This window comes from Sphingobacterium faecale (assembly GCF_016746095.1).
Lineage (GTDB): Bacteria > Bacteroidota > Bacteroidia > Sphingobacteriales > Sphingobacteriaceae > Sphingobacterium > Sphingobacterium faecale.
In genome coordinates this window covers 254,167-277,497 of the sequence record NZ_JAERTY010000003.1, presented here as the reverse complement: position 1 = coordinate 277,497, position 23,331 = coordinate 254,167, and the positions used below count along the sequence as shown (strand labels likewise).

Sequence of the window (23,331 nt, the reverse complement as noted above, 5' to 3'; positions counted from 1 at the left end):
TTTTGTTCCATAATAAATCAAATGATATGTTGAGACAGGCTTCGCAGGAACGGATTAAATTGGTAACACTGATGGCATTTATATCGATGCCGCTATCAGGTTTTGTAACGGATATTTACTTGCCTTCATTTCCGGCGATGGCCAGAAACCTTGGTGTTGACGAAAGGGATATTCAATTGACATTGACGACATATTTATTGAGTTATGGTATCTCGCAGCTGTTTATCGGCAGTATCTTGGATAGCATTGGTCGTTATCGCCCTAGATTATTAGCCTTGTTCATCCTTTTGTTGAGTAGCATGGCTATCACCTATACCGATAGTGTTTTTATTATCTGTCTATGGAGAGCGATACAGGGAATAGCTGTGTCTATACTGGTCGTGGCTACCAGGGCATTATTTGCCGACTTATACCAAGGGGAGCGTCTTAAAAATTACTTAAGTTATTTTACCATTGTATGGTCTTGTGGTCCTATATTGGCGCCGTTTTTAGGAGGCTACCTGGAAAAGATGTTTAATTGGAAAACCAATTTTTATTTTCTGGCAGGTTATGCGGCCGTATTGCTGCTATTTGAGCTGTGTTATAGTGGAGAAAGCATAGCACAAAAGAAAAAGATAAAAATAGTCGAGTATGTCAAAGTCTATAAAACAATGCTACAGAACAAGTTATTTATCCTTGGTATTCTTGTGCTGGGGCTGAGCTATTCCGTCGTCATGTTATTTAATATCACAGGGCCATTTATTATCGAAAATACCTTCCATTTTACTTCGGTAACGATTGGATATTGTACATTACTGCTCGGCTTCTCGTGGATGATAGGAGGTCTTATTGCAAAGCGCCGTATGAATACGGAATTCAAAGAAAGGGTCGCTTATCCTATCGGTGTACAGTTGACGGCCATAGTGAGCCTGTTGGTGATAAGCTGCTTTTACCAGAGTATCTACATTATGGTAAGTTTTGCGTTCTTAATCCATATTATCTCAGGTGTTTTATTTACTACATTTTTTACCAGTAGTATGCTGTTTTTTCCAGCGAATGCCGGTACAGCAGGAGGGCTGATGGGAGGATTGGTGTATATTATTACTTCGATAGCCAGTTCGTTGATTTCTATCAGCGGTAATGTATCTACACAAGCAGACCTGGCGGTACGTTATTTGCTCTTCGCGATATTATTAGTGTTAGTGGTTTTCGGAATGTACAGAGTTCAGGCTAGAGGCTAAGTTTTACTTAGCCCTTGGTTTTAATCGTACCGTTGCGATACAGTTCCAAAGCGTCATCTAGTATTTCGGTCACGGTATCAATCGCAATGTCCTGATTGGGATCAATACGTAATATTTTCATACGTGATCGGTCGCCTACCTCAAGTTCAGGATGTGCCAATAAGTTTCCTTCGACAAAAAGAATGTAAGGCTCAGCGTTCTTTTTATCAACCCAAAGATAACAGCATGCCTTGTTTTTATAACAAAAGCAAGGCATACCATATTTGGTGGTTTCCACCATATGAGCATCTCTACGAAGGATGATTGAACGCAAGGCTAACAAGCAACTTTTATTCGGTTCCGATTTATCGAGATAGAAGTTATGTAGGTGTTCCTCCATTGTAATCTACTTTAAGGGGTGTATAGTTCAGTGGTCCAATTCATCACCAGATCCTTAGCGGATGTGGCCTCATCCATGGTCTCCTCTTCAACTTGGAATCCATGGTTTTTATAAAAATCTACAGCTTCCTTATTATCCGCATACACATTCAAGGAGAGTTTTCGGGATGTTGTTTTTAAAAACCGGATCAAGAGAGAACCTATTCCTCGGCCCTGCAATTGACTATTGACAAATAATGCGGCTATATGATTGTCCAATACCGAAGCAAAGCCCTGTATCTGCTGTTGTTCATCCTCATAAACCCAAGATTGGCTCTGCGGTAGGTACACTGTTCGCATATCAGAAACTCCGTCTTCCCAATATTTTGCAGGAATGAAGTTATGCGCTTTGATGGACGCTTCCAGCCAAATCTCGACCATACGGTCATAATCTTTTTCCTGTGCTAATCGTATCATTACTTTGTTATTTCCATAACCATTTCCAATTGATTGATATCATTGGTCAGTCCTTGTCTTTCGAAAAATAGTTTTAAACCAATGCTAGCCTCGTCTACATTATTGATCTGTAGGGTATCATTCGGAATAAGACCTTGTACAGTAGCACAAAGCTGCTGGCCAATACCTTTGCGACGGTAAGCAGGAGCCACAGCCAGTTGGTATATCCTTTTTTTAGTTGGATTAAAAAGTACATAGCCAATAAGCTGTTGCTCTAAGAAAGCCCCCAGTATGTTCGGAGCCGTAGTCAACATGCTTGGTGTATCACTTTGCCAGCTTGGAGTAATATCCCAAAAAGCAGGAAGATCCGCCCAGGGAAGTGTTTCTAGAGGTATTACAGCCGCTGCCTGCTGAGTAGGATGTAACGTGAATTGCCCGGAAAAACAAAGCAGCTTACGGTTTACGTTGAAGCCCTGTTTTTCATAAGCTCGGATGGCAGATCGGTTGCTTTCAATAACCTCCAGTACTGTTTTTTCCGTTTTTTTGTCTTTCAGGAAAGGAAGGATATACGCATACATTTTTCCTACAAGCCCTTTGCCCCGATAATCGGGAAGTACTCCTGTACCTCCATTATAGACAACATAAATGTTATCATGATGACGTACACCATGCATAATAAATGCAATAAGTTTCTCTTCATCAAACACACCTACGGAATAATCCATAAGAATGTCTTCCGAACGTATCTTAAATTCCAGCTGTTCGGCATTAAGTTGAAAAGGGACGATATAGTCCGCAAAGGCACCATTAACCGATTCCAGTAAAGCAGGAATATCTTCTGTGGTAAGTCTTCGTATCTGCATGTTTTTTTTACCCTAAGTATGTGAAAGTAAAGGTGCTATCAGTTTGTTTTCTTCAAATAGCTGCTTTAACTGGACCGAAACGAAAAGCTGTAAGTCATCATCCTTCCAGCTTTCCAGTGTAAAGCCATCCTGTAAGGGTGTAAAGCCTAAAGAAACGCTGTCAAATTCGAAGGTTGTAAAGGCCGATATAACCGCACTTAAATCTACCCTTTGGGTACTGAATAGTTCTGTTATATGTAATGTACCTTCATCAATTTCGGCCAGTACAGCGCAATCCAGTGACGGAATGTAATAGAGAGAATCTTTATACCCCATTTCAGGATAGGCATACGTATAAAAAAAGCTCAATCCTTTGCTCTTACAGGTCATTTGGCTGTTGGGAACACTGTTTTCAACTAAGCGTTCGAACAGGCTTAACTCTTCTGAAACTTCTAGATCTAATTTTTGTGCAGGTGTTAGTGGATTGCCATGTACCTTAACTGTGCTCTGTACAGCTTTAAACTCAGGAACCGAAACCAATCCGAATTTGGGGTAATAATCCAAAACCGTTTCATTTGCAAATAAGAACATGCCATCAGTGGATTGTTCAAAATCCGCTTGAATACGTTCCATTAGAAAGCGACTCAGGCCTCTTTTCTGATAGTTTTCATCCGTCATCACGGTACCAATCTGAACCAGTCTCTTGGATTCGTCCATTATTACAGAGTCAAAGAAACTCACTGTAGCATGCGAGACAATTTTATCTCCATCAAAGAGTGAATATAGGATACAACTTTCGTCCCAGTATCCTGACTGGTAATAGCTTTCAAAATCAAAGCCCCAAAACTGCTGTGTCAGTCGGTTAAATTCCTGACGCAGAGTATTATCTTGTTGGTATTGTATATATAGGATATAGTTTTCTCCTTTTAAGTGTATGTTTTCTTTTTTCATTTGTGATGTAGCTTTTTATACCATGTTATGGCATTTTGCTCTTCTTTCTTTAAAAATACATCTTTTCCGGCATTATAGTCGTTACCATCAGTCCATTCCTTTTGAACCAAACGCTCCTTAAGGGTTTGATATTCGTGGAGAACAGCTGGATGTTCACGTAAATAATCCCGAAAAGCAAGATGTCTCAACCAATGTTCCGAACTGCTGGGCATGACATGGATGTGCGCCATACGGAAAGTGTGGTCATGCATACGTTCGGGGATTTCGTCTTTCGTCTGGATAACAAGAGGCAAGCCTAGGTCTACCGCATTATCTGTCAAACGAACGAAAAATCGGCGGTAAGGCATATCGTCATTATACTTTTCATAGTATACATAACTCCCATTGTCCAAAAGAGGAGGTACCTTATCCAAGTCCTTATTATCTGCCACACCAATCATGATATCAATGATCGGCTTGGCCGAGAGACCTTCTACCGATGTACTTCCGATATGTTCGATAGCGGGAGAAAGAACGGATAGCCTTTCGCTCAGTTCTTCTTTAAGCGTTTTAAACATTGTTTTCCAACGAGAGGTATAAGATTCAAAGGGTAATTTCATTGCATAGTTCTTTTGGTAACCGTAAGGGTATAGTTTACAAAGTTAACTTTTCCCAAAAGCAATACATGTTCAATTTTTATAGACTAATGTTCGATTTGTAATGGTTTGTCTGACAAGAAATAATCTAAATGATAAATTAAGGCATATATATTGCTGTGTTTTATTTATGAAGAGATATTGCCTGTATCTAATATTAGCTGTTTTTTTCGGTATATCGGGAGCCGTTGCCCAAATTTTCAGTTTAGGAATGAAGCAAGATAAAAGGCCTATGTTTCAGGCAGCACTGAATGTGCCTCTCGTATTTAACACCGATAAGAATTACGACTTTACGGTAGGAGTAGATTACACCAGTAAAAATTCTAAACAGCCTTCGGGCTTAGCCCCACAACTCGGTTTTGTCCGGTATATAGTTGATAATAGATACAAAGACTTCCTGGTCTCAGCCAATGTGCAGACCGGCTACCTATTTGATTTTAATAAAGGAATGGACAATCAGTTTCGTGTGAGTCCACACCTCTATGTAGAGTATCAGGGATTTTTCCACTGTAGGGTAGGCTATGATTATGCTATGCCCCTACAGAAAGGCTATCCTTTTGTTTCTATCGGTATCGGTGGACTGATGATGTTTCGGCACTTTAGTATCATGTAGTCCAGCTATTATCCATTTTCTCTTTTCACAGCATACACCGTTAGGAAAGTACGTTTTACAGGCGTTCCATCTTTACTTATGGTATCATCATGGTACGTCATAGATTGTATCTCTTCAAATCCAATCTCATAGAGGTATTCTGCAAGCTCGTCGTCCGTATACAAAGTAAACCCATGTTGTGTAAAAGGAAGCTTCGATCCAAACTCCTTTTCTACGAATGTGAGTACCAGCTGGCCTTCATCTTGTAATGTACGGTGTATTTCTCGTAGTGAAAGCTCAATGTCGGGCCAGAAGTACAAGGTGTTTACAGAAAAAATATGCGTAAAATGATTGTCCGGGAAAGGGAGCGAGCCACTGCCATCTACTTTAGTGAAGTGAGCCCTGCCAGTCTCGACGGCAGATTGGTTGTGGCGGACGGCGAGATCGTGCATGGCCTCTGACACCTCGATGCCGTGGTATTTTATGTTGGGCGAAACATCGAGCAGTTGAGCGATATGCTTACCATTACCGAAACCGATCTCCAGTATCATGCTCTTATCCGCTAGAGTCAACGTATAGATCGCTTCCTGTATCATGGTATGGTTGGAGGTGGACATATTGTCTGCAATGGCTTCGGCCTGATGTCCCGAAGGACAGCGGAGCTGCGATGCCAGTTCCTGCATAGCATCTTTATTTTCCTTATCATTCATACGCTTTATGCATCTTATTTTTAGTACAGTGCTAAATATATAATTATTCTCTAGAATGTTTGCTTTCTTTCTTCTGTAGTTCCTATATCCACCCGTTGATAGTATTCCCCAGTTCTTCGATGTCGTTTATCAACTTGGAGGTATGGTAACCGTCAGCTACAGCATGGTTGACGAATACGGAGACAGGGATGAGGTGTCTGCCATCCCGCTCATAATACTTTCCAAAGCGGATGATAGGAAAAAGGAGGTTGCTCTCCTGATAGGTATCCTGACTAAAACTTTCAAAACTCAACCAGGGCAGTACGGATAGCGGACAGAAATTTGCGGGTCTACCTTCTCTCGCCTTAATCTTTTTGACGTCTTTGTATTTTTCGATATCACTCGTTACCTCCTGATAAAATTCACGGAAGTCAGGTTTGTAATAGCTCCATACATCAGAAAATGTCTTATCATCGTCATGAAAGATGGTATAAGAGGGATTTACATAGTTCCAGATTCCCAGATCTCCATCTTCATTAAAACTCATCCTAAATGCCTCATTTTGATTGATAGCCTTCATGATGACAAATAAAAATGAAGGGTAAAACTTGAAACCATTACGCTTGATTTCAGAAAGAAAAGTAGTAATGTCCAGGTGGTGGGTTATATTATATTTTGTCTTGATGGTAGAGTAGAAATAATCGAAATACGGCTTTCTTTTCCAATCGCTGGAGACTTTCGTGAAAATTGCTTCCATTCCTTTTTTGAGACAATATCGGCTTTTTTTGCTATTTAATGTCCTTTTGGTTTAAAGATGTTGGATCAAGGAACTGTTTTTTAGTAACAGTCTAAGTCCTATATTTTCATCTTTATAAGAAACATTTATTATTGTGTATATTTACCTGACCGATTCTTAATAAATTATGTTTTTTCAAAATCATGGACTTTAATCCCCTTGTATCTATACAGCGATTATTATTCGTTAAGCTGATTTTCCTTTTTTTAATAAGTTTTCTTTTTTTTGTTTTCGCCTGTGGTCAAAAAATAAAAGATATTGAATGTCAGGATGCAGAAGAGTCTATTGATGAAAAGAAAATCAATGAGTGGATCGATAGCGCTGTTGAATTTGAAGATGTAAATATCGACAGTGCAATTTATTTCTATCAAAAAGCAGGGAAGCTAGCTGATAGTATACTTTCTTATAATGGGAAGATCAGATTCGCTTATAATTATTCCGTAGTCTTAAATAATTCAGGGAAATTTGAGGAATCAGAGCAGCTTAATAGAGAAGCGTTAAGACTTGCCCAGCAAGAAAACGATACGCTTAATATGGCAAAAGGTTTCAATAATATCGCAAATACATTCAACTATCGGAGCCTTTATGATACAGCTTATGTTTATTACATCCAATCCGTAGTTTATTTTAAAAAGGTGGACTTCCCAAAACTTTATATCATATATTCTAATATTGGGGCGGTTCTAGAAGGGTTAGAGAGGCATGATGAAGCGATAGATTACTACAATAAAGCATATCTTTCTGCCAAAGAGATGAAAGATAGCTTAATGATTCTGTCTATACTGAATAATAAAGGGGTAGCTCTTAATTTTAAAAGTTCGCAGGAAGAGGCAATACAAACTTTTCAAGATGCATTTAGATATATTGGCTATAATAAAGAAAGTTTATATACCGCACAATTGTACGGCAACTATGCTAATTCGCTGAAACAAGTAGGACAATTGGATAGTTCCCTTTATTATTATCAAAAAAGCTATGATATTTCGAAGAAGCAAGAGAATAGGGAAAACTTAGCAATAGCTCTACAGGGATTTGCTCAGGTTTACTTTCAAAAGAAGGATTATCAGCGAGCAGATTTTTATGGAAATGAAGCTTTAGAGAAGTTAAGTCAGGACCCGACTCATGATAAGCTTTTATTGTATAAGCTATTGGCAGACATAAAATATCATATTGGTGATCACGAACGTAGTTACATCTATTTTTCACGTTATATAACATTAAGGGATATTCTTCAGCATACGGAAATACAAAAGACCATTAGTCAGGCGGAGAAAAAATATCAGCTGTCGCAAAAAGAAGAAGAATTGTTAATGAAGGAGCTACAATTGACCAAAAGCGAATTACAACATCGTAAAAAAAACTGGTATATCATTGTAGGTCTTTTTCTTGTAGTCACATTGGCTGGAATCAGCTATTTGCTATACGGAAATATCAAACAGCGTAATAGATTGTTTATCGCAGAGCGTGATAGTCTACACAAGGAGAAAGAAATGTCCGTACTACGGGCAGGATTGGAAGGTGCCGCTACGGAGCGTTTTCGTATTGCTCAAGAACTACATGATGATTTGGGAACAGGCTTGACAAGTATTCGATTCTTAGCTGAAAAAATAACTAAGCAAGGAGGAGAACTGGAAGTGCAGATCAGTAAAAAAATTCAGGAGGCAACGCAGAGTCTGACTGAACAGATAAACGAAATTATTTGGAGTATGAATACGGAAAGAGACACTCTTGATGAACTACTTACTTTTATTCGTGTAAAGATAGCGACCTTACTGGATGGAAATGACATAATCTATAAAATCTATTTTCCTGAAGACATACCAACAATTACTCTTAGTGGTTTTTTTAGGCGTAATATGTATTTACTCGTAAAAGAGGCCGTACATAATGCGATTAAGCACTCCGGAGCAGACTGTATAAAAATTGAAGTAGAGGTGGTTCCACACTTAAAGATACGAATTATCGATAATGGCGATGGAATATCAATTCAAAAGCAAGAGATGATGGGGAATGGTCTGAAGAATATGGAGCAACGTATCCGTAGTCTGTCTGGAAGTTGGGAGATTTTCTTCGAAAATGGTACAGTTGTTTATTTTGATGTTCCTTACCCCATAAGCTAACAAAAGTTATATTTTATCATTGAATTATAGTCTATAATTTGGAATGAGGAAATTTATAGAATATGGTAAATAGAATAAAAGTCAGTATAGTGGAAGACGAAGGTATTATTCGCAGTGGGATTGTAGAACTGTTAGACAGTACCGAGGAGTTCGAATGTCTTGGTGATTATCCCCATGCAGAAGCCGTGCTGGATGATATTTCCAAAAATATACCTGACATCATCATCATGGATATACAGTTGCCAGGTATGTCGGGGATTGAATGCATAGTAAAATTAAAGCAGAAATACCCTGAAATTCAGTTTTTGATGTTTACTATCTATGAAGATAGTGATCATGTTTATGAGGCTATAAAGGCAGGTGCCAGTGGTTATTTGTTGAAATCTGCCTGCAATAGAAATATATTGAATGCTTTAACAGAATTATATCATGGAGGCTCACCTATGAACGCCCAAATAGCGAGAAAGCTGGTGTCCGCCTTTCAGAAACAAACATTACAACCTAAACTGACAGCGGATTATTATATATCTCCACGGGAAAGTGAGGTTTTAAATCTCCTTGCAAAGGGATTTCTTTATAAAGAAATAGCCGATCAATTATTTATTTCGGTAGGTACCGTTAAACAGCATATTCATAAAATATATGATAAGTTGCATGTACAGAATCGAACAGAAGCACTTAATAAATATTTTAATAACATGTAAGTTTTTAACAGACGTAGATCAAAATATAACTTTTGTTCTATTGGGCACGTTCTTCTTTCACAATAGCTTTGCTTCATCAATTATTGGATAATAAATATCATTAATATCATGAAGAAAACCTATTTGATCAAAATTTTTGGACTGCTTTTGTTATTTATGTACGATGTACAAATGGCAGATGCGCAGCTGTTTGAAAAGCTCAAAGAGCGGGTTAAGCAAACAGCAGAAGATAAAGTCATTAATAAGGCTGGTGACGCAACGGAGAAGGGAATGGATAAAGCCGAAGAAAAAATAACCAACAAGAAAACAGGGAAAGATGATAAAGTCTCCTCTCAGTCAAAAAAAACGACCACTCCAGAACAAGGTACCTCAAAGGGAGCTGCTCAAGGAATCAATTCTTATGCGAATTACGACTTTGTACCCGGAGATAAGATTATCTTTCAATGTGATTTTGCAGATGAACGAGACGGCGAGCTTCCGGGCAGACTAACTTTAATCGATGGAAATGCTGAGGTACAAACCATGAACGGCGAAAAGGTTTTGCATGTTCAGCCCAATAGCGAAATGCAGTTTATCCCTGTAATGAAAAACAACAAGTATTTGCCCGAGCAATTTACATTAGAATTTGATGTAATGATGTTTGATAAGGAAGATTATTATGGCGATTTAAGGGTGTTTTTTCAGGACAGCAGTGACCCAAAGGCAACGGGGTACTCGAGCCCTCACTATGTAGAGTTTTTAACGCTTTTCGATTATGATAAAAGTCCGCGGATTGGGTGGGCCAAACCAGGTTCTTCCAATTTGGCCGATATACCAAAAAATGTAGCAGGCGGATCGGGCACTTGGAAGCATATTGCCATCTACATGAATAAAAATATTGGTAAAGTTTATGTAGATCAACACCGTATTAGGGCTGTAAATAATTTAGAGCCAGGTGCCGATATGTTAAGAATTAGCTCGTCGAGCAGCCGTCCGGTTTACATCAAGAATATTCGCCTGGCGCAAGGGGGCGATGATGCTTATAAGAAAGTTATTAGTGATGGTAAGTTTATTGCCTATGGTATTCAGTTTGATGTAAACAAGTCTGTTCTTAAACCAGAATCGATGGGTACCATTAATGAGTTCGTGAAGATGATGAAAGAGAAACCAGAACTTGCTTTTGAAATCGGAGGGCATACCGATGGTGATGGAACACCAGATCGTAATAACAAATTGTCACAAGAACGTGCTGATGTAGTCAAAGCTAAAATGGTCGAGATGGGAGTGGAAAGTAGTCGATTGACGACAAAGGGGTACGGATCGTCGAATTCAATAGCGGAAAATAATTCAGCCGAAAACAAAGCAAAAAATAGAAGAGTCGAATTTGTAAGAAAGTGATTTTAATATGAAGACTAGCATAATTGTAGTATGGGTTTTAACGTTATTGTCATTTGGCTACGGACAACATGTATCTCAGGGCCACGCATCTGGACTAATAGGCTTTAAGCCAGTTAGGTCCGAAATTGTAGCGATCTTCGACAAAGAATTAAGATGGGATGAAGATGAGAAACAATTATTGAAGATTCATAATAGACTTGCAACCCAATATCCAATTTCAGCTCCTTTTAAATTTGAACCAAAAACTGTCGTGGCACTTTTGGGAGAAGGAAGTGACGGACTTATGGAACTTGTTCTACATTTTGAAAGCAAAGATTTCAAGTTGTCAGCAATGCTCAACGGTTTGCAACCAAGCTTCTTCAAGGAAAGGACTCCTTTTGATAATAAAAGTCACCCATACTATTTTGAGGAGACTTTAGTAAATCTTTTTGCCGCTCCATTTCTTTCTGGAACCGATTTCACTATTGCAGATCCCGAAATGGGTTATACGGCAGCTATTACCGAACAGGAGACAGGGCCGGTTTTTAGTAAGGAGAGTGAAAATTTTCATTTGAGCTTTACACATGCCTCTTTAGAAAAAGTTATTGGAAGCTTAATTGTAAGTACGGGGACAGAAATGTCAGAGATAGAAGCCGAAGGAGGGTTGCTTAAATTTACATTCTCGATCCCAGTAAACAGGCTTAAAGAAGCAAAGTAATCAACATCATAACAACAATGGAATTGAAAACATTTTTTTTAATCACAGCTAATCTGCTGTGTATACATCTAAGTATTATCGCCCAGAATCGACCTCCATATTATTCTAGCTTTATCAAAGCAGCAGATGATGTGTTTGTAAATTTAGAACCCCTATTTGGCAGGTATTTTCTCAAAGAGAGAGTTTCTAACGACAAGGATGATAAGAGTACTGGCGTATCTTATCAATATCATCTAAAATTAGAACATTTTGAAGAACAAATGAAGAAACAAGCACACTTTATGAAGGATTGGGAGAGTCAACTTCTTGAAGGTGGAAGCCTTACTGATCTGAATGATAAGCTCTTTAATCTTGCTGGACAGAAAAAAGAAGTACGAGATGCTTACAGTATAAAACATGATAGTCTACTCTTGACTAAACAGGTTCCTGGGTATGATTTTTATGTTAGGGTAAGTATTAATGAAGAATATTTTTATCCTTATGCGCACAACCTTCCAAACGAGATAAATCAATTGTTTCCCGTTCAGATACCTTTGGCTGCACATGCATATCATGTTTTTACAGCTAATATAGTTGCAAAGCAATATGGTCTTTTTTATTTCGGAAACAATTGGCCCAAGACTTTGCCTTCCAAGACTGCCAATATGAATGATCGCCCAAAGTACAAGTTTCAAGGTGGCGACAAGTTAAGAAAAATTGAAAATATCGTTGTTGAAATCGATGGACCTAAGGAGATCACAGATTGGTTTGTTAAACAAATAGATTGGAGCATAATATATAATCTAATAGATAGGTAAGAAAATGAGAAACATCATATTGAGTTGTTTAGCAATGACTTTCGCACACTTCGTATCAGCACAGATACAAATCGGAGTTAAGGAAGTTAGAAAAACAGGAAATTTAACTGTGGATATATACAGAGAAGATGTTGAAATTAATGAAGAAGGTACAGTCATTCGTAAAACTGTAGAGGAGACAAATTATACGGTCCAGCAAAAATTGGTGCTTCATCCTGATAAATACAAAATGTTGAAGAACTCTTCCAAACAACTTCAGGCTTATAGTAATGCGAATGCATCTTTTGTATTGTCTGATGATAAGGAAATTGGTAAGACAGCTCCTTCAGATCCCATTAAATACTATCATACGCGCAAAGAATGGGCTATATGTAATGATGAAAACCTAAGACTTGTGTATGATGAGCTCTCTTCGGGTATATTGGAAAAACATCATTCTGGGATTTCAATAAAACTATATCCAGGAGATAGTAAGGAGAAAATGCTTGATGATGAAATGCTTACTCGGGCCATGGACGAGTTTGAACGACAGCGCATGGCAAAAAAGAGAGAAGATGATTTAAGGGCGGGGAAGGTGATAAAAGAAGAAGAGTACTTTGTACCAGCTAGCTTGCCTTCTGCAGCACCATTTCACGTCTATTTTTTTACTATGGCTGGACCACGAGCTGAAAATACTTTAACTAAAAACTTTGGAGTAGAAGGTCAATCCAAATCATACGACTGTGAGTTTGATAAATGGAGAGTTCCAGAAGTAGTATACGCTCGTCTTTATTCTAATATTTCAGCAGAGATGACCGTAGAGAAGAATGCTAATAAGCGATACAGAACTGTAGGAATTCAGGAAATTGATAATTTGATGAGTAACAGCAAGACTGGAGCTACATTAGTTGGAGGAGTAACGGAATACGTACCTTCACCAATGGGGTATACTAAAGAGCTCCGAGTCTATACACTACGGATAGATTAGTTGGCCTGATTTCTGAAAAGTGTATGTAGCCTGGTTTATGAAATACACCGTTAAAGTGTATGTTTTAGATATATTTACTGGTTGAATATGCTTTTAGAAAAACTATTGGAAGAGTTTCATGTGGATCTCGGTGTGATTATTTCTATATGATGGCAGAGTATGGGGGCGCCTTCAATAGCATTCCCTTAAAGGACATCGCCTCCTATTTAGGAATTACACCACAGGCATTAAGCAGAATACGTAAACGTATTTTTTAACCCAGGTTCAGTGTTTATAGCAATGAAGTAGCGAATTTTGTAGCTCTTAATGAATAGTTATGATTAGAAAAATAGAAAAGGCGGATTACCCACGGTTGATAGAAATATGGATTAGTGCAGTGCAGCATACCCATGATTTTCTGAAAGAAGAAGACTTTGTCTTTTATAAAGAGCAATTACCAGTTTATTTCGGTTATGTGACATTGTACGGTGTTGAGGACGAAGCGGGCTTGCAGGGATTCATGGGGGTAGCAGATGGTTGCTTGGAAATGTTGTTTATCCATGATGACTCCCGGGGCAAGGGAATAGGCCGGAAGTTGATCGCTTATGGTATAGCCAATCTAGCTGTAGTAAAAGTGGATGTTAATGAGCAGAATGGACAAGCCGTAGGTTTTTACGAACATGTCGGGTTCCATACAGTTGGGAGATCCGAGCGAGATGGACAGGGCAAAGCCTATCCGATTCTGCATATGCAACTCTAATTGTTCCTTAAACGTCCAGATGTTCACTACAGCGTACGCTTTTACTATTTCAAAGAAATTATATGGGGGTAAAGGTGAATTTATGTAGGTTTGAAAACATAAAATAGCAAGTGATAATATGGAGCAACGTATAGTAATCAAGGCTTTTGAGGAGTTGACCAATGTCGAACTTTATGAAATACTACGACTGAGGAGTGAGGTTTTTGTGGTAGAGCAAACTTGTATTTATCAAGATATAGACGGCAAAGATCTGTCGTGCCATCATGTGATGTTGTATATGGGGGATATGCTTGCGGCCTACAGTCGGGTTGTACCTGCGGGACTTTCTTATACGGAGATCTCTCTAGGCAGAGTTCTCGTCAATCCGGATTTTAGGGGACAGGGATTAGGAAAGCTCATTGTGCAAGAAACTATAGAAGCTTGTTATGCTATTCTAGGCAAAGCTGATATAAAAATAGGGGCACAGTACCACCTGTTAGCGATGTACCAGTCATTGGGGTTTAAACCAGAGGGGCAGCCCTATGATGAAGATGGAATAGAACATATCGATATGCTAAAGCGATACGCAAAATAGCATAGATGAATAAACAGCAAAGAGTCATTCTCTTTGAGAGAACGACTCTTTGCTTATTATGATGGTCTTTATTTTCTGTTCAATGCTACTAGTCCACTATTGACCACAAACCAGAACAAAAGCAGTAATGGAAAGGTCAGGAACGATGAGCTGTGGAAATAACTTGTCACCTAGGTAATGCCACTTACGATACCATAGTAATACAGACCTATTTAAGGAGGATATTTAAAAACGTCTATTTATCGGGTTTTTGAATCAATAAATTTACCAACTTCGCCAGATTCATACTGACCTTTTCCAAAGTTAAATGGAGAAAAGACTACGTCAGCAAGTACAGCTTCCAAACATTTTGGAGCGGTAGGTTTGATTTCATAAAGGACAAAGAGCCCTTCTCCAGCCTCAGGACAGGTCAGACAAATCATCACTTTCTTACAATTCTGGTTGGCAGTTTGTAGCCATTCTGCGTAGTGAGCCTCATAGTAATTGTGGATTTCTGTCCAACATTGATCAAAAGACGGATTGGTAGTTCCCACAACGGGTTCAAAAACATTGTTACTTTTAGATACCTTTTTGACCACTAGAGGTCCATCCGATTGTTTTAATGCTTTTTCTAATTCTGGTTTCGTTCCAACAAGAACCCCTTTTGAAGAGGCCGCACCTTCTAATTGAAAATTGACAGCATACATTTGTTCTTTTTGCTCTTCGACAGGAACACTGTCTTTCTTATCACAAGAAAATAGAGCAACCAGCACTAGTGCAATTAATCCCAGGGGTTTGATAAAATTTTTCATAGTTCAAAAATTTAAAAGTTTATATTTTTTAATTGTCTGTAGTGATATAAATAGAATCGGTCAAATGTTACCCCATAATCAAAAAGTATTTTGATTATAGTAACTCTGATCTTGGTTTAACCTTAGTTTTAATAATTGTCGTAAAAGTGGGTTTTTGGCTTAAAGTTTTAAACATCAAAAGACGGTATACCTTGAAATGAATATATTTAGAATGAATTTTAGCGTAGGGGATCAGTGTTGGAATCTCCAAGTAGCAGTTTCACTATTTGGTGTTATAGAAACAATTATTAGTTAAGTTATAATAATGAGCTTAAGAACATTTCAAGAGACCTGTGAGGATTTAGATAGGTTAGTATGGTACCCAACTGTCTTTATACAGAGCAATATGGGGATCAATTGGAATATGCCTCCTAAAAAGGAAATGTCTTCCAGTACCTGGGTGAACTTTTTCGTAGGGATGAATAGTAGTGAACCAGCGGAGCTGTCCAAGAAAATCCTTTCCAATGACTCGCCAAATCAATTGTTAGCACTATTGGAACATCGATTGATGCCTATTATAAGGGTGCTGAGATCGAAAAATTTAGAGCGGGGCAAGAAATCAATTAAAATCAAAAAGAATACCAATCTAGCTGATGCAGATAAAGAAGGTGTTGCTTGGTTGAAGGATGCGAATATAGTTTGTGAAAAAGAAGGGGCAACCTCCAAGGAATCTGCTGTTTATCTCGTGGAAGTGGACCGGGTAGGGCTTCGTTCGTACCTGTTATATACCTTAGAAGAGCTACTGACTGCTGTCAGAAGGACAAATTCTCGTAAGATTAGTGTGTTGGAGATGAGGGTGGTGGCCCTACAGCGGGAGCTGGAGGAAAAGAACCAATTACTGGAAACCGCAAATACGGAGCTTGAGAAGCTAAAGTCAACGATTAAGAAATCTGAAAAACAGCTCAAAAAAACATTAAAATAAACCAAAAGCTGAATAGCACATTGGGTGAGAGATACCTAATCCGTATCATTAAATTGGAATGGCTGTCGCATAACAAATCTATGAGCATGCTTAAAACCACTATGATTCTATTGAAAAGTTGCTTTTTAAAACCACGACTGATAAAAACAATATTGGTGTTCTCTGTGATGTGTTTATCCTATATCGGATTTTCTCAGAATAAACGTATTATCAATGAGGAGGCAACGAGCTATACACTCGGGACAGGGAGTGATTCCATAACCTTTATTGTTATTGATAAAGATATTAAAGAGAAGAAGCCTGTATTTCTTTGGTGCCAGGGCTCTCTACCTCTTCCCCTTTATATTAATTTTGAAAAGGAAGGACTCTGGATGATGGCGGGAGGGATTTCAAATTTTGATTATCAGGAAATTGTAAAATACTATCATTTAGTTGTTGTTTCGATGCCTTATACTCCCTTGATAGTGGAACAGAAAGAAGTTAATGATTCCTACTGGTATTTTGGGAATTCCGGGGATAGAAATACACCAACGCTGGAATTTCAAAAAGGCGATTATCTAGAGAATTATACCAATAGGGCAATAAAAGTTCTAGATTTTTTAAAGAAACAGAATTGGGTGGATAATTCGAAACTTATAGTTGCTGGACACTCGCAGGGATCGAAAGTGGCTCTTGATCTTGCTTTAAAATATAAAAGAGTCTCCAAATTAGGCCTGTTTGGTTTTAATTCTTTTGGACGGATTGATCAATTAATTAGACAAGCTAGAAAAGATGCCGAGAATAAGAATATTTCCTGGGAAGAGGCCGATAAAAAGATAGAAAGACTATATCAATTTTATCGGGACGCAAATGAGATTCAGAAGAGAAAGGAAAATCCCGATTTAATAGCATGGCATTCATTTTCCACACCGACTATTGAACGCTTGGTCAAAATTGATAAACCTATTTATCTCGCATACGGTACTGCAGATATTGTCAGTGATCTGTGCGATTTAATACCATTATATTTTATCAGAGAGCAGAAGGATAATCTTACCTACAAGCGATACTCTAATCTAGAACATAATTTCTTTGAAGTAAATGAAGGAAAAGTCGATCATGAAAAGCCTCATTGGAAAAAAGTGATGGCGACTTTTGTCGAATGGTCTTTAAAGTGATGCAGTTTGAATTTTTGCTTTTAAAAACTGCTGATTAATTTGATCAAATACTTGACCAGTATATCAGGTTTGGTATAGTAGACATTATTCTCTGCATGATTAACGACAATAACTTGTGTTCATCATAACCGATATAGGACACAGATCGTAAATAGAGGCTAAGATGAGAATGGGTATCCGATGTTTTTAGTTGTATGATAATGGCGGTGCTGCTCTTCAAAAGTATGATATTCCTTCAGAGCAGCTTGATATCTCTCCGATAGTTTGATACTATCCTGTTGCTGGTAAATACCCTCAAAGCCAATCATAAGCAATGAGACAATTGTAATTCGGAGTAATGTCATCGCTGTCACGAACTGTCCGGGTTACTTTGCAATCATTACCAATGTGCCTGCAATAATCAGCCCAGCACCTACAGCCGTTTTCCAGGTTAGCGTTTCATGGAGAAATACCACAGCTAATATAATGGTCAAGGCGACACTCAGTTTGTCAACCAATGCCACCTGGGAAACATTGCCGATTTGTAAGGCTTTGAAATAAAACAGCCAAGAGAGACCTGTAGCAATGCCCGAAATAATCAGAAAAAAAAGACTCTGTTTGGATATACTGGCAATATCTTTTGCTTCGCCTTTAAAGAACACGATGCACCACACTAAGATTAGAATAATGATGGTACGGATACCCGTAGCTAAGTTGGAGCTAATGTTGGCAACGCCAAGCTTAGCAAAGATGGCTGTCAAGGAAGCAAATAGTGCTGATAGTAAAGCGTAAATCCACCACATAGTTTTTTTATTCAAGTTACGATTATCAAAGCAAAATATACCCATTTATGTGGGGTAGAGATAAAGTTTAAAAAGAAAATGATCTATTGAATACTTGTAATGAAGGATAGAGAGTTCGTAGAATCAAGAATTTTGACATTGAGCACCATTATTTTTATATTAGTCAGCGAATTCTATAATTCTAACAAAGCACAGTAATATCCGCGTTTTGTTTGGTAATATTAGAATATAGGAAAGGAAAAGCTGGTTCTATATAAATAAAATACTTTGTGGTGTATAATAGAATGAAGAATTGGATAGTACTTAGTCCAGCTCTAATGATCTCAATATTTTTTTTTGCTTGTAATGGCACGTCATCTTCTCCGTCTCTTGACTCTCTAAAATTGGTGGTTGATAATCGAGAGTATTATTTAGAGAAAAAACTTAAGCAAATTGATGCCATACGAAATAAGCTCTATTCTTCATCAGATCCATTAATTCAATTTAACGAATGTAGGTCTCTTTTTAAAATATATTACGATTTACAGATTGATAGCGCATTGAACTATGCGCGGCGTATGCAGAGTATATCGGAGACTACTCTCAATGTAAATCCTTTCTATCATACAGAAGCTCTTTTTTTAATAGCTAGAGTTTACACATATTCGGGAATGTATAAAGAGTCAAGTCATTTGTTAGCTCATGCGCATGCAAATGCTGGATTGTTACCAGATAACCTGAAACAGCTTTATTTTGAAATACAAATGCAATTGTATAAGGGATTAGCAGATCAATCTATCTCAACAGTTGATCTTGCTGCATATAGGAAGGTGATATCAGATAATCGAGATTCTTTAATTGCAATTGTTCCAAAAAAATCAATTTGGTATTACGTCCATTTATCAAATAAGCTCAAGGCTGACCAGAACTATGATCAAGCTGTGGATATTTTGTGTAAAGCCTATAATCAATTGACTACTGCAGACCGTGATATGGCACATGTTGCTTTTTATATGTCAGATCTATATCGCTTAAAGGGTGATGTGCAACGTGAAAAAGAATATTTAGCCGTCTCCTCTATCTCCGATATGAAACATGCAGTAAAGGAATACATATCGCTTTGGAAATTGGGAACGGTTCTTTACGATGAAGGCGATGTGAAAACCGCATATCAATTTATTGACATATCTTTGCAGGATGCTATTTACAGTGGAGCATACAGATGGAAACAGTCGATAATAAAGATTTTACCAAACATTTATACGAGATATCACGCAACTATTTTACAACAAAAGAATACCATATCTTCAGCGTTTTTAGTAATTGCCTTTCTATTGACCTGTTCTGTTTTTCTCTGTATATATATAGTTAGGCAATATAAAAAATTGGATAACGCAAAAGGTGAATTAATCCGCGTTAATAGTGACTTGAAACAATTGAACATAGAGCTTAATTCTTTAAGTGAAAAGTTATATTCTACTAATACCGAGCTTCAAATAAATAACAGCAAATTAGTTTTTTTAAACAGCGAGCTAATTGGAGCAAATCGGCTGAAAGAGACTTATTTGAGCAAGTTTATAGACTTATGCTCTGACTATATTGATAAACTCGATGCCTACAGGGGGAGTCTAAAGAGACTTTTAAAAAGTGGTAAAGTTGAAAAAATAGAACAAGAATTGGAATCGACCAAGTACGTTGAGAAGGAACATAAATGGTTTCTAATAAATTTTGATGAAACCTTTTTAAACTTATATCCTGACTTCGTTTCTGAATTTAATAGTCTATTTCCGAAAGAAGATCAGCAGGGTATAAAATCTAGTGAACTCTTATCAACAGAGCTAAGAGTGTTTGCACTGATTCGGTTAGGTATTACAGATAGCAATAAAATAGCAAAATTTTTGCGTTGTTCAGTAGCAACTATATATACGTATAGATCTAGAAGTAAAAATAAATCGTACTACAGAGATGATTTTGAAGAACGCATCAAAGGTAGTCATAAGCATCTATCATAAGTATATTTTCTTTAATCAATGTTTAGTTTAACATAGTATATTTTGTTATAACTTAGCCTTCATTTATTCCTAAAAGCTTTGATTTTAACTGTCTTGTTTTTAGTTTAAGAAGTTGTTTTTCAGGTGTTTATTTCTTTGTTTTGTTTTGATTTTTTTTTAGTTGTGGTATGAAGCCTATTTATACCGGATTGAAATTCAGAACTTTGGTTTTATGATAATTTATATGGAAGCCAATATAGAACTAGATGAAAAAAAATGAATCTCCTTTACAATTTTTAAACTCTGTTTTCTAAAAATAAAGGGTTGAAAAAACAATTTAAATTTCATTTTAACTAATTGAGAATGAAATTGAGGAAGTAAAAAACAAATCGAACGTAGAGACTTTGTTTAAACCAATGATAACTTATATTACCAACTCATTGAAAGGTGAAATTCTTTGTGTAAAGACTGTACCAAAGGAGTTAATATTATGTGAATATTCCGCAACAATATAAACTAACTACAAATAAAATGTAAACCGATCCGTCAATTGACGGATCATGAAATAATTAATTACATATGAAATACAAAAAGAGTATATTTTGGAATATTATTTTCCTACTCAGTTGCTTCTTTTTCTCGACTTGCTCAAAGGAAGATAATACCAAAAATGTGGGAACACGTTTACAGGTGAGTAAATCTCAAATTTCAGTAATACAGTCTGGAAGATTACTTTCTGGCAGTAAAGCGGCAATTAATGTTCTATCGAATTTGGGATATCAGATAACTAGTGATGTGGACTGGGTAAAGGTAGATAAGCCTATAGGTAAAGGAAAAACAGATGTGATATTGGAGGTTGAAGAAAATACGAGTGGTGATATTCGCATGGGGTACCTAACGATCTCGTCCAAAGAGTTGAAGGAACGTGTAAAGATCATACAAACTATGGAATTAGATACAGATGATGGAAAATCTGTTGGGTTTGTATACCTAGAGGATGATTTTAGCTGGTGCGAAGAATTTGGAGGGGTGGATGAAATTGAAAACCAAGCTACAGGAACAACCATTAATGCCAATACTGTCGCGGTAGCCAAAATAGCCTTAAATTCTCGTGGATATGAGGATGTCAATCCTGGAGCTAACTGTTTCTACTTAGGTAAGCATTATTTCAAGATGGGAAAGACAAATTATCAGACAGGAGTTCGCCTAAATAAAATACCGAATTTAGAGAGTGGTAAGACTACTAATATCAAACTCTCCTTTAACGCTACACCAATCCGTACGGGGTCGGGTAACTATGATAATGTACAGGTAGTTGTGGAGATTGAAGGACCAGGTTCTGTTGGAGCAGGATCAAAGAAAATCAGTGGAGAGATTAATATTCAAAATGCCAATGGAGGACCTTGGTACTGGGTAAGCCAGAGCCTTGAGCTATACGGTGTAGAAGAACGTACCAAAATTACATTAAAAACAACGAAAAGTGGAAGTGAAACAGGAACTTTCCGTTGGAGTTTGAATGATATCAAAATTGAAAAAATAACAACAAACTAACAGTTATTAAGTTATGAACATTAGAATATTTATTTCGCTGTTATCCTTCTTTGCCGCATTGTTTTTCCATGCCTGTAAACCTACATTAGAGATGGTGGATATTTTTGAGGTGTCAACTCAACGCGTTTCTTTAAATTACGAAGGGTTTTTGGCCAGTGGTGAGGTAGCAGAGATAATGCTCGCTAGTAGTGGGGCTTGGGTCGTGAAATCAAAACCAGATTGGGTAGAACTTAGTAAGAGTGACGGTGAACGTGGGCGTTATACGATATTTTTGTTAGTGGAAGAGGCTGGTACGGATGAAGATAGGGACGGTGATATCTTATTTGAAAGTTTGGACCAAATTATTTCTGTGAGTATAAAGCAGGTGAAGAAAATAGAGGAACTTTCTATTTCTCCGGCTACTGTTTCTGTCAATATCAGAGGGTTACTTGAGAATGGAGAGGTACCAATGCTTGACATTTCAACTAACTCGGATTGGAAAATCTCCGAATTACCAGAGTGGATTATCGCTGATAAGGTTGCCGGAAAAGCTGGAACATTTTCTGTGAAGTTAATCATTGAAAAGAATAAGAGTGGAAAAGTCCGCAAAGGAACATTTACCGTAGTATCTGGAGCTAATACGGAAACAATTACTGTTGAACAGGATCTTTCTTTTACCGCTTTAACTCAGACTGCATTGATAACAAGCGATCAAAGTGGAACTATAAGCGATGGTAATGCCACTTTTGAAATAGATGCTCTACAACCTTGGACATTAGCGAGCGATAGCTGGATACATGTCTCACCTAATAACGGAGGAGTGGGGAAAACGGAAGTGACGGTTTGGATCGACCCAGCTACAGTAGCGCGTGATGGAGTCATTAAAATTACGGATACAGATGCATTGAGTACCGTCGTTACGGTCAAACAGGAAGTAAAAGTACCCGACGATGGCAAAGCGGTCGGCTATATATACCTAACGGATAATTTTGAATGGGTAAAGCCATATGGTGGTGAAGACGAGTTGTTAAAGACTCCAACGAAGGCTGGAGATGGACGAGGATTTTCGGGCTCAACAAAAAACATGCATACTACAGGCGCTACAGGAACGGCTACTGTTTCAGCAGCACAGGCTTTTGCGAATCGAAACTATGAGGATATTAATTGGGATGGAAATGCCTTCTATTTTGGTGCGCATTATCTGAAAATGGGGAAGACGGACGTGCAGACTGGACTCCAATTAAAAGCTATACCAAATATTACTACAGACAAATCGACCAATATAAAACTTACATTCAACGCCAGCCCATCTCGTGGTTCTACATCCGGTAGTGGCTTTGATGACGTACTTCTTATGGTAGAGATTGAAGGTCCTGGATCCGTAGGTGTGGATGATAAAGCGACAAAATTCAAGGATAATATTGATATACAAATACCTGATAATGCATCTACCGATTGGTATTGGATAGAGAGGAGTGTTATCCTATATGGAGTTACTTCAGAAACGAAAATAACCATTAAGCCAAGCACAAAAACACTCGGAGGAAGATATAATCGATGGTTACTTAACGATGTGAAGTTTGAAAAGTACAGTAAAGTAAATTAAAGGACCAAATGCGTAGTATTT

25 protein-coding genes are annotated in these 23,331 nt (G+C 37.7%); 16 read left to right on the top strand and 9 right to left on the bottom strand.

The genetic code is table 11. From position 1 onward, the window contains the following. Nucleotides 1-26 precede the first annotated feature (26 nt). On the top strand, nt 27-1,220 hold the full coding sequence (locus JKG61_RS06810; protein WP_202102219.1) for an MFS transporter: 1,194 nt from the start codon (nt 27-29) through the stop codon (nt 1,218-1,220). A gap of 7 nt (nt 1,221-1,227) precedes the next feature. Here the strand turns inward: JKG61_RS06810 and JKG61_RS06805 are convergent, their stop codons facing one another. Genes JKG61_RS06805 through JKG61_RS06785 form a run of 5 tightly spaced genes read right to left on the bottom strand, consistent with a single transcriptional unit; the run spans nt 1,228 to nt 4,425 of the window. Beyond that, the gene (locus JKG61_RS06805; protein WP_202102218.1) at nt 1,228-1,599 is read right to left on the bottom strand and encodes a DUF1801 domain-containing protein; all 372 of its coding nucleotides are present in this window, start codon (nt 1,597-1,599) and stop codon (nt 1,228-1,230) included. Between the two features lie 11 nt (nt 1,600-1,610). Next, the gene (locus JKG61_RS06800; RefSeq protein ID WP_202102217.1) at nt 1,611-2,054 is read right to left on the bottom strand and encodes an N-acetyltransferase; all 444 of its coding nucleotides are present in this window, start codon (nt 2,052-2,054) and stop codon (nt 1,611-1,613) included. Then, the gene (locus JKG61_RS06795) at nt 2,054-2,896 is read right to left on the bottom strand and encodes a GNAT family N-acetyltransferase (protein WP_202102216.1); all 843 of its coding nucleotides are present in this window, start codon (nt 2,894-2,896) and stop codon (nt 2,054-2,056) included. Before JKG61_RS06795 ends, JKG61_RS06800 begins: the two co-directional genes overlap by 1 nt. A gap of 12 nt (nt 2,897-2,908) precedes the next feature. Further along, nucleotides 2,909-3,826 carry a GNAT family N-acetyltransferase gene (locus JKG61_RS06790; protein WP_202102215.1) on the bottom strand — a complete coding sequence of 306 codons (918 nt, stop codon included), beginning with the start codon at nt 3,824-3,826 and terminating at the stop codon, nt 2,909-2,911. Then, complete coding sequence (locus JKG61_RS06785) at nt 3,823-4,425, bottom strand: GrpB family protein (protein WP_202102214.1); 603 nt, start codon at nt 4,423-4,425, stop codon at nt 3,823-3,825. Before JKG61_RS06785 ends, JKG61_RS06790 begins: the two co-directional genes overlap by 4 nt. A gap of 247 nt (nt 4,426-4,672) precedes the next feature. Here JKG61_RS06785 and JKG61_RS06780 point away from each other — a divergent pair, with 247 nt between their 5' ends. Next, the gene (locus JKG61_RS06780) at nt 4,673-5,074 is read left to right on the top strand and encodes a hypothetical protein (RefSeq protein ID WP_144062811.1); all 402 of its coding nucleotides are present in this window, start codon (nt 4,673-4,675) and stop codon (nt 5,072-5,074) included. A gap of 8 nt (nt 5,075-5,082) precedes the next feature. Here the strand turns inward: JKG61_RS06780 and JKG61_RS06775 are convergent, their stop codons facing one another. Continuing rightward, the gene (locus JKG61_RS06775; RefSeq protein WP_202102213.1) at nt 5,083-5,763 is read right to left on the bottom strand and encodes a class I SAM-dependent methyltransferase; all 681 of its coding nucleotides are present in this window, start codon (nt 5,761-5,763) and stop codon (nt 5,083-5,085) included. A gap of 82 nt (nt 5,764-5,845) precedes the next feature. Continuing rightward, entirely contained in the window at nt 5,846-6,499 is a 654-nt protein-coding gene (locus JKG61_RS06770) for a CatA-like O-acetyltransferase (RefSeq protein WP_202102212.1), read from the bottom strand. A 182-nt stretch (nt 6,500-6,681) separates the two neighbouring features. Between JKG61_RS06770 and JKG61_RS06765 the strand changes: the two genes are divergently transcribed. From JKG61_RS06765 to JKG61_RS23070, 9 genes are all read left to right on the top strand, one after another. Further along, entirely contained in the window at nt 6,682-8,658 is a 1,977-nt protein-coding gene (locus JKG61_RS06765; protein WP_202102211.1) for an ATP-binding protein, read from the top strand. 62 nt (nt 8,659-8,720) lie between these two features. Beyond that, on the top strand, nt 8,721-9,362 hold the full coding sequence (locus JKG61_RS06760) for a response regulator transcription factor (RefSeq protein ID WP_202102210.1): 642 nt from the start codon (nt 8,721-8,723) through the stop codon (nt 9,360-9,362). A 108-nt stretch (nt 9,363-9,470) separates the two neighbouring features. After that, nucleotides 9,471-10,739: an OmpA family protein gene (locus JKG61_RS06755; protein WP_202102209.1), complete on the top strand. Its 1,269-nt coding sequence runs from the start codon at nt 9,471-9,473 to the stop codon at nt 10,737-10,739. A gap of 7 nt (nt 10,740-10,746) precedes the next feature. Continuing rightward, nucleotides 10,747-11,436, top strand: coding sequence for a hypothetical protein (locus tag JKG61_RS06750; RefSeq protein WP_202102208.1), 690 nt, complete (start codon nt 10,747-10,749; stop codon nt 11,434-11,436). A 23-nt stretch (nt 11,437-11,459) separates the two neighbouring features. After that, the gene (locus JKG61_RS06745) at nt 11,460-12,233 is read left to right on the top strand and encodes a hypothetical protein (protein ID WP_202102207.1); all 774 of its coding nucleotides are present in this window, start codon (nt 11,460-11,462) and stop codon (nt 12,231-12,233) included. Between the two features lie 4 nt (nt 12,234-12,237). Then, nucleotides 12,238-13,200: a hypothetical protein gene (locus JKG61_RS06740; protein ID WP_202102206.1), complete on the top strand. Its 963-nt coding sequence runs from the start codon at nt 12,238-12,240 to the stop codon at nt 13,198-13,200. A 316-nt stretch (nt 13,201-13,516) separates the two neighbouring features. Continuing rightward, nucleotides 13,517-13,939 carry a GNAT family N-acetyltransferase gene (locus JKG61_RS06735; protein ID WP_202102205.1) on the top strand — a complete coding sequence of 141 codons (423 nt, stop codon included), beginning with the start codon at nt 13,517-13,519 and terminating at the stop codon, nt 13,937-13,939. Nucleotides 13,940-14,057: 118 nt separating this feature from the next. Next, nucleotides 14,058-14,513, top strand: a complete 456-nt coding sequence (locus JKG61_RS06730; RefSeq protein WP_202102204.1) for a GNAT family N-acetyltransferase — start codon at nt 14,058-14,060, stop codon at nt 14,511-14,513. Between the two features lie 33 nt (nt 14,514-14,546). Then, nucleotides 14,547-14,675 carry a hypothetical protein gene (locus tag JKG61_RS23070; protein ID WP_262896192.1) on the top strand — a complete coding sequence of 43 codons (129 nt, stop codon included), beginning with the start codon at nt 14,547-14,549 and terminating at the stop codon, nt 14,673-14,675. A 77-nt stretch (nt 14,676-14,752) separates the two neighbouring features. On the opposite strand, the gene JKG61_RS06725 is transcribed toward JKG61_RS23070, so the two are convergent. After that, nucleotides 14,753-15,304, bottom strand: a complete 552-nt coding sequence (locus tag JKG61_RS06725; RefSeq protein WP_202102203.1) for a hypothetical protein — start codon at nt 15,302-15,304, stop codon at nt 14,753-14,755. Between the two features lie 304 nt (nt 15,305-15,608). On the opposite strand from JKG61_RS06725, the gene JKG61_RS06720 reads away from it, so the two are divergent. Next, entirely contained in the window at nt 15,609-16,265 is a 657-nt protein-coding gene (locus tag JKG61_RS06720) for a hypothetical protein (RefSeq protein ID WP_202102202.1), read from the top strand. An 86-nt stretch (nt 16,266-16,351) separates the two neighbouring features. Then, complete coding sequence (locus JKG61_RS06715; protein WP_202102201.1) at nt 16,352-17,422, top strand: alpha/beta hydrolase family protein; 1,071 nt, start codon at nt 16,352-16,354, stop codon at nt 17,420-17,422. A gap of 365 nt (nt 17,423-17,787) precedes the next feature. On the opposite strand, the gene JKG61_RS06710 is transcribed toward JKG61_RS06715, so the two are convergent. Continuing rightward, entirely contained in the window at nt 17,788-18,204 is a 417-nt protein-coding gene (locus tag JKG61_RS06710; protein ID WP_202102200.1) for an EamA family transporter, read from the bottom strand. A 284-nt stretch (nt 18,205-18,488) separates the two neighbouring features. Between JKG61_RS06710 and JKG61_RS06705 the strand changes: the two genes are divergently transcribed. The 3 genes from JKG61_RS06705 to JKG61_RS06695 all read left to right on the top strand — a co-directional run bounded on the left by JKG61_RS06705 (nt 18,489) and on the right by JKG61_RS06695 (nt 23,310). Then, on the top strand, nt 18,489-20,195 hold the full coding sequence (locus JKG61_RS06705) for a DUF6377 domain-containing protein (RefSeq protein WP_202102199.1): 1,707 nt from the start codon (nt 18,489-18,491) through the stop codon (nt 20,193-20,195). A 558-nt stretch (nt 20,196-20,753) separates the two neighbouring features. Beyond that, nucleotides 20,754-21,725 carry a BACON domain-containing protein gene (locus JKG61_RS06700; protein ID WP_202102198.1) on the top strand — a complete coding sequence of 324 codons (972 nt, stop codon included), beginning with the start codon at nt 20,754-20,756 and terminating at the stop codon, nt 21,723-21,725. Nucleotides 21,726-21,738: 13 nt separating this feature from the next. Further along, the gene (locus JKG61_RS06695) at nt 21,739-23,310 is read left to right on the top strand and encodes a BACON domain-containing protein (protein WP_202102197.1); all 1,572 of its coding nucleotides are present in this window, start codon (nt 21,739-21,741) and stop codon (nt 23,308-23,310) included. The last annotated feature ends 21 nt before the right edge of the window (nt 23,311-23,331 follow it).

What these genes read in the sequence shown, in the direction of transcription:
- JKG61_RS06735 (WP_202102205.1), top strand. Translation starts at nt 13,517, where the DNA reads ATGATTAGAAAAATAGAAAAGGCGGATTACCCACGGTTGATAGAAATA.
- JKG61_RS06775 (WP_202102213.1), bottom strand. Translation starts at nt 5,763, where the DNA reads ATGAATGATAAGGAAAATAAAGATGCTATGCAGGAACTGGCATCGCAG.
- JKG61_RS06770 (WP_202102212.1), bottom strand. Translation starts at nt 6,499, where the DNA reads ATGGAAGCAATTTTCACGAAAGTCTCCAGCGATTGGAAAAGAAAGCCG.
- JKG61_RS06730 (WP_202102204.1), top strand. Translation starts at nt 14,058, where the DNA reads ATGGAGCAACGTATAGTAATCAAGGCTTTTGAGGAGTTGACCAATGTC.
- JKG61_RS06725 (WP_202102203.1), bottom strand. Translation starts at nt 15,304, where the DNA reads ATGAAAAATTTTATCAAACCCCTGGGATTAATTGCACTAGTGCTGGTT.
- JKG61_RS06760 (WP_202102210.1), top strand. Translation starts at nt 8,721, where the DNA reads ATGGTAAATAGAATAAAAGTCAGTATAGTGGAAGACGAAGGTATTATT.
- JKG61_RS06705 (WP_202102199.1), top strand. Translation starts at nt 18,489, where the DNA reads ATGAAGAATTGGATAGTACTTAGTCCAGCTCTAATGATCTCAATATTT.
- JKG61_RS06765 (WP_202102211.1), top strand. Translation starts at nt 6,682, where the DNA reads ATGGACTTTAATCCCCTTGTATCTATACAGCGATTATTATTCGTTAAG.
- JKG61_RS06740 (WP_202102206.1), top strand. Translation starts at nt 12,238, where the DNA reads ATGAGAAACATCATATTGAGTTGTTTAGCAATGACTTTCGCACACTTC.
- JKG61_RS06710 (WP_202102200.1), bottom strand. Translation starts at nt 18,204, where the DNA reads ATGTGGTGGATTTACGCTTTACTATCAGCACTATTTGCTTCCTTGACA.
- JKG61_RS06785 (WP_202102214.1), bottom strand. Translation starts at nt 4,425, where the DNA reads ATGAAATTACCCTTTGAATCTTATACCTCTCGTTGGAAAACAATGTTT.
- JKG61_RS06720 (WP_202102202.1), top strand. Translation starts at nt 15,609, where the DNA reads ATGAGCTTAAGAACATTTCAAGAGACCTGTGAGGATTTAGATAGGTTA.
- JKG61_RS06805 (WP_202102218.1), bottom strand. Translation starts at nt 1,599, where the DNA reads ATGGAGGAACACCTACATAACTTCTATCTCGATAAATCGGAACCGAAT.
- JKG61_RS06780 (WP_144062811.1), top strand. Translation starts at nt 4,673, where the DNA reads ATGAAGCAAGATAAAAGGCCTATGTTTCAGGCAGCACTGAATGTGCCT.
- JKG61_RS06700 (WP_202102198.1), top strand. Translation starts at nt 20,754, where the DNA reads ATGAAATACAAAAAGAGTATATTTTGGAATATTATTTTCCTACTCAGT.
- JKG61_RS06715 (WP_202102201.1), top strand. Translation starts at nt 16,352, where the DNA reads ATGCTTAAAACCACTATGATTCTATTGAAAAGTTGCTTTTTAAAACCA.
- JKG61_RS06800 (WP_202102217.1), bottom strand. Translation starts at nt 2,054, where the DNA reads ATGATACGATTAGCACAGGAAAAAGATTATGACCGTATGGTCGAGATT.
- JKG61_RS06750 (WP_202102208.1), top strand. Translation starts at nt 10,747, where the DNA reads ATGAAGACTAGCATAATTGTAGTATGGGTTTTAACGTTATTGTCATTT.
- JKG61_RS06695 (WP_202102197.1), top strand. Translation starts at nt 21,739, where the DNA reads ATGAACATTAGAATATTTATTTCGCTGTTATCCTTCTTTGCCGCATTG.
- JKG61_RS06755 (WP_202102209.1), top strand. Translation starts at nt 9,471, where the DNA reads ATGAAGAAAACCTATTTGATCAAAATTTTTGGACTGCTTTTGTTATTT.
- JKG61_RS06790 (WP_202102215.1), bottom strand. Translation starts at nt 3,826, where the DNA reads ATGAAAAAAGAAAACATACACTTAAAAGGAGAAAACTATATCCTATAT.
- JKG61_RS06795 (WP_202102216.1), bottom strand. Translation starts at nt 2,896, where the DNA reads ATGCAGATACGAAGACTTACCACAGAAGATATTCCTGCTTTACTGGAA.
- JKG61_RS06810 (WP_202102219.1), top strand. Translation starts at nt 27, where the DNA reads ATGTTGAGACAGGCTTCGCAGGAACGGATTAAATTGGTAACACTGATG.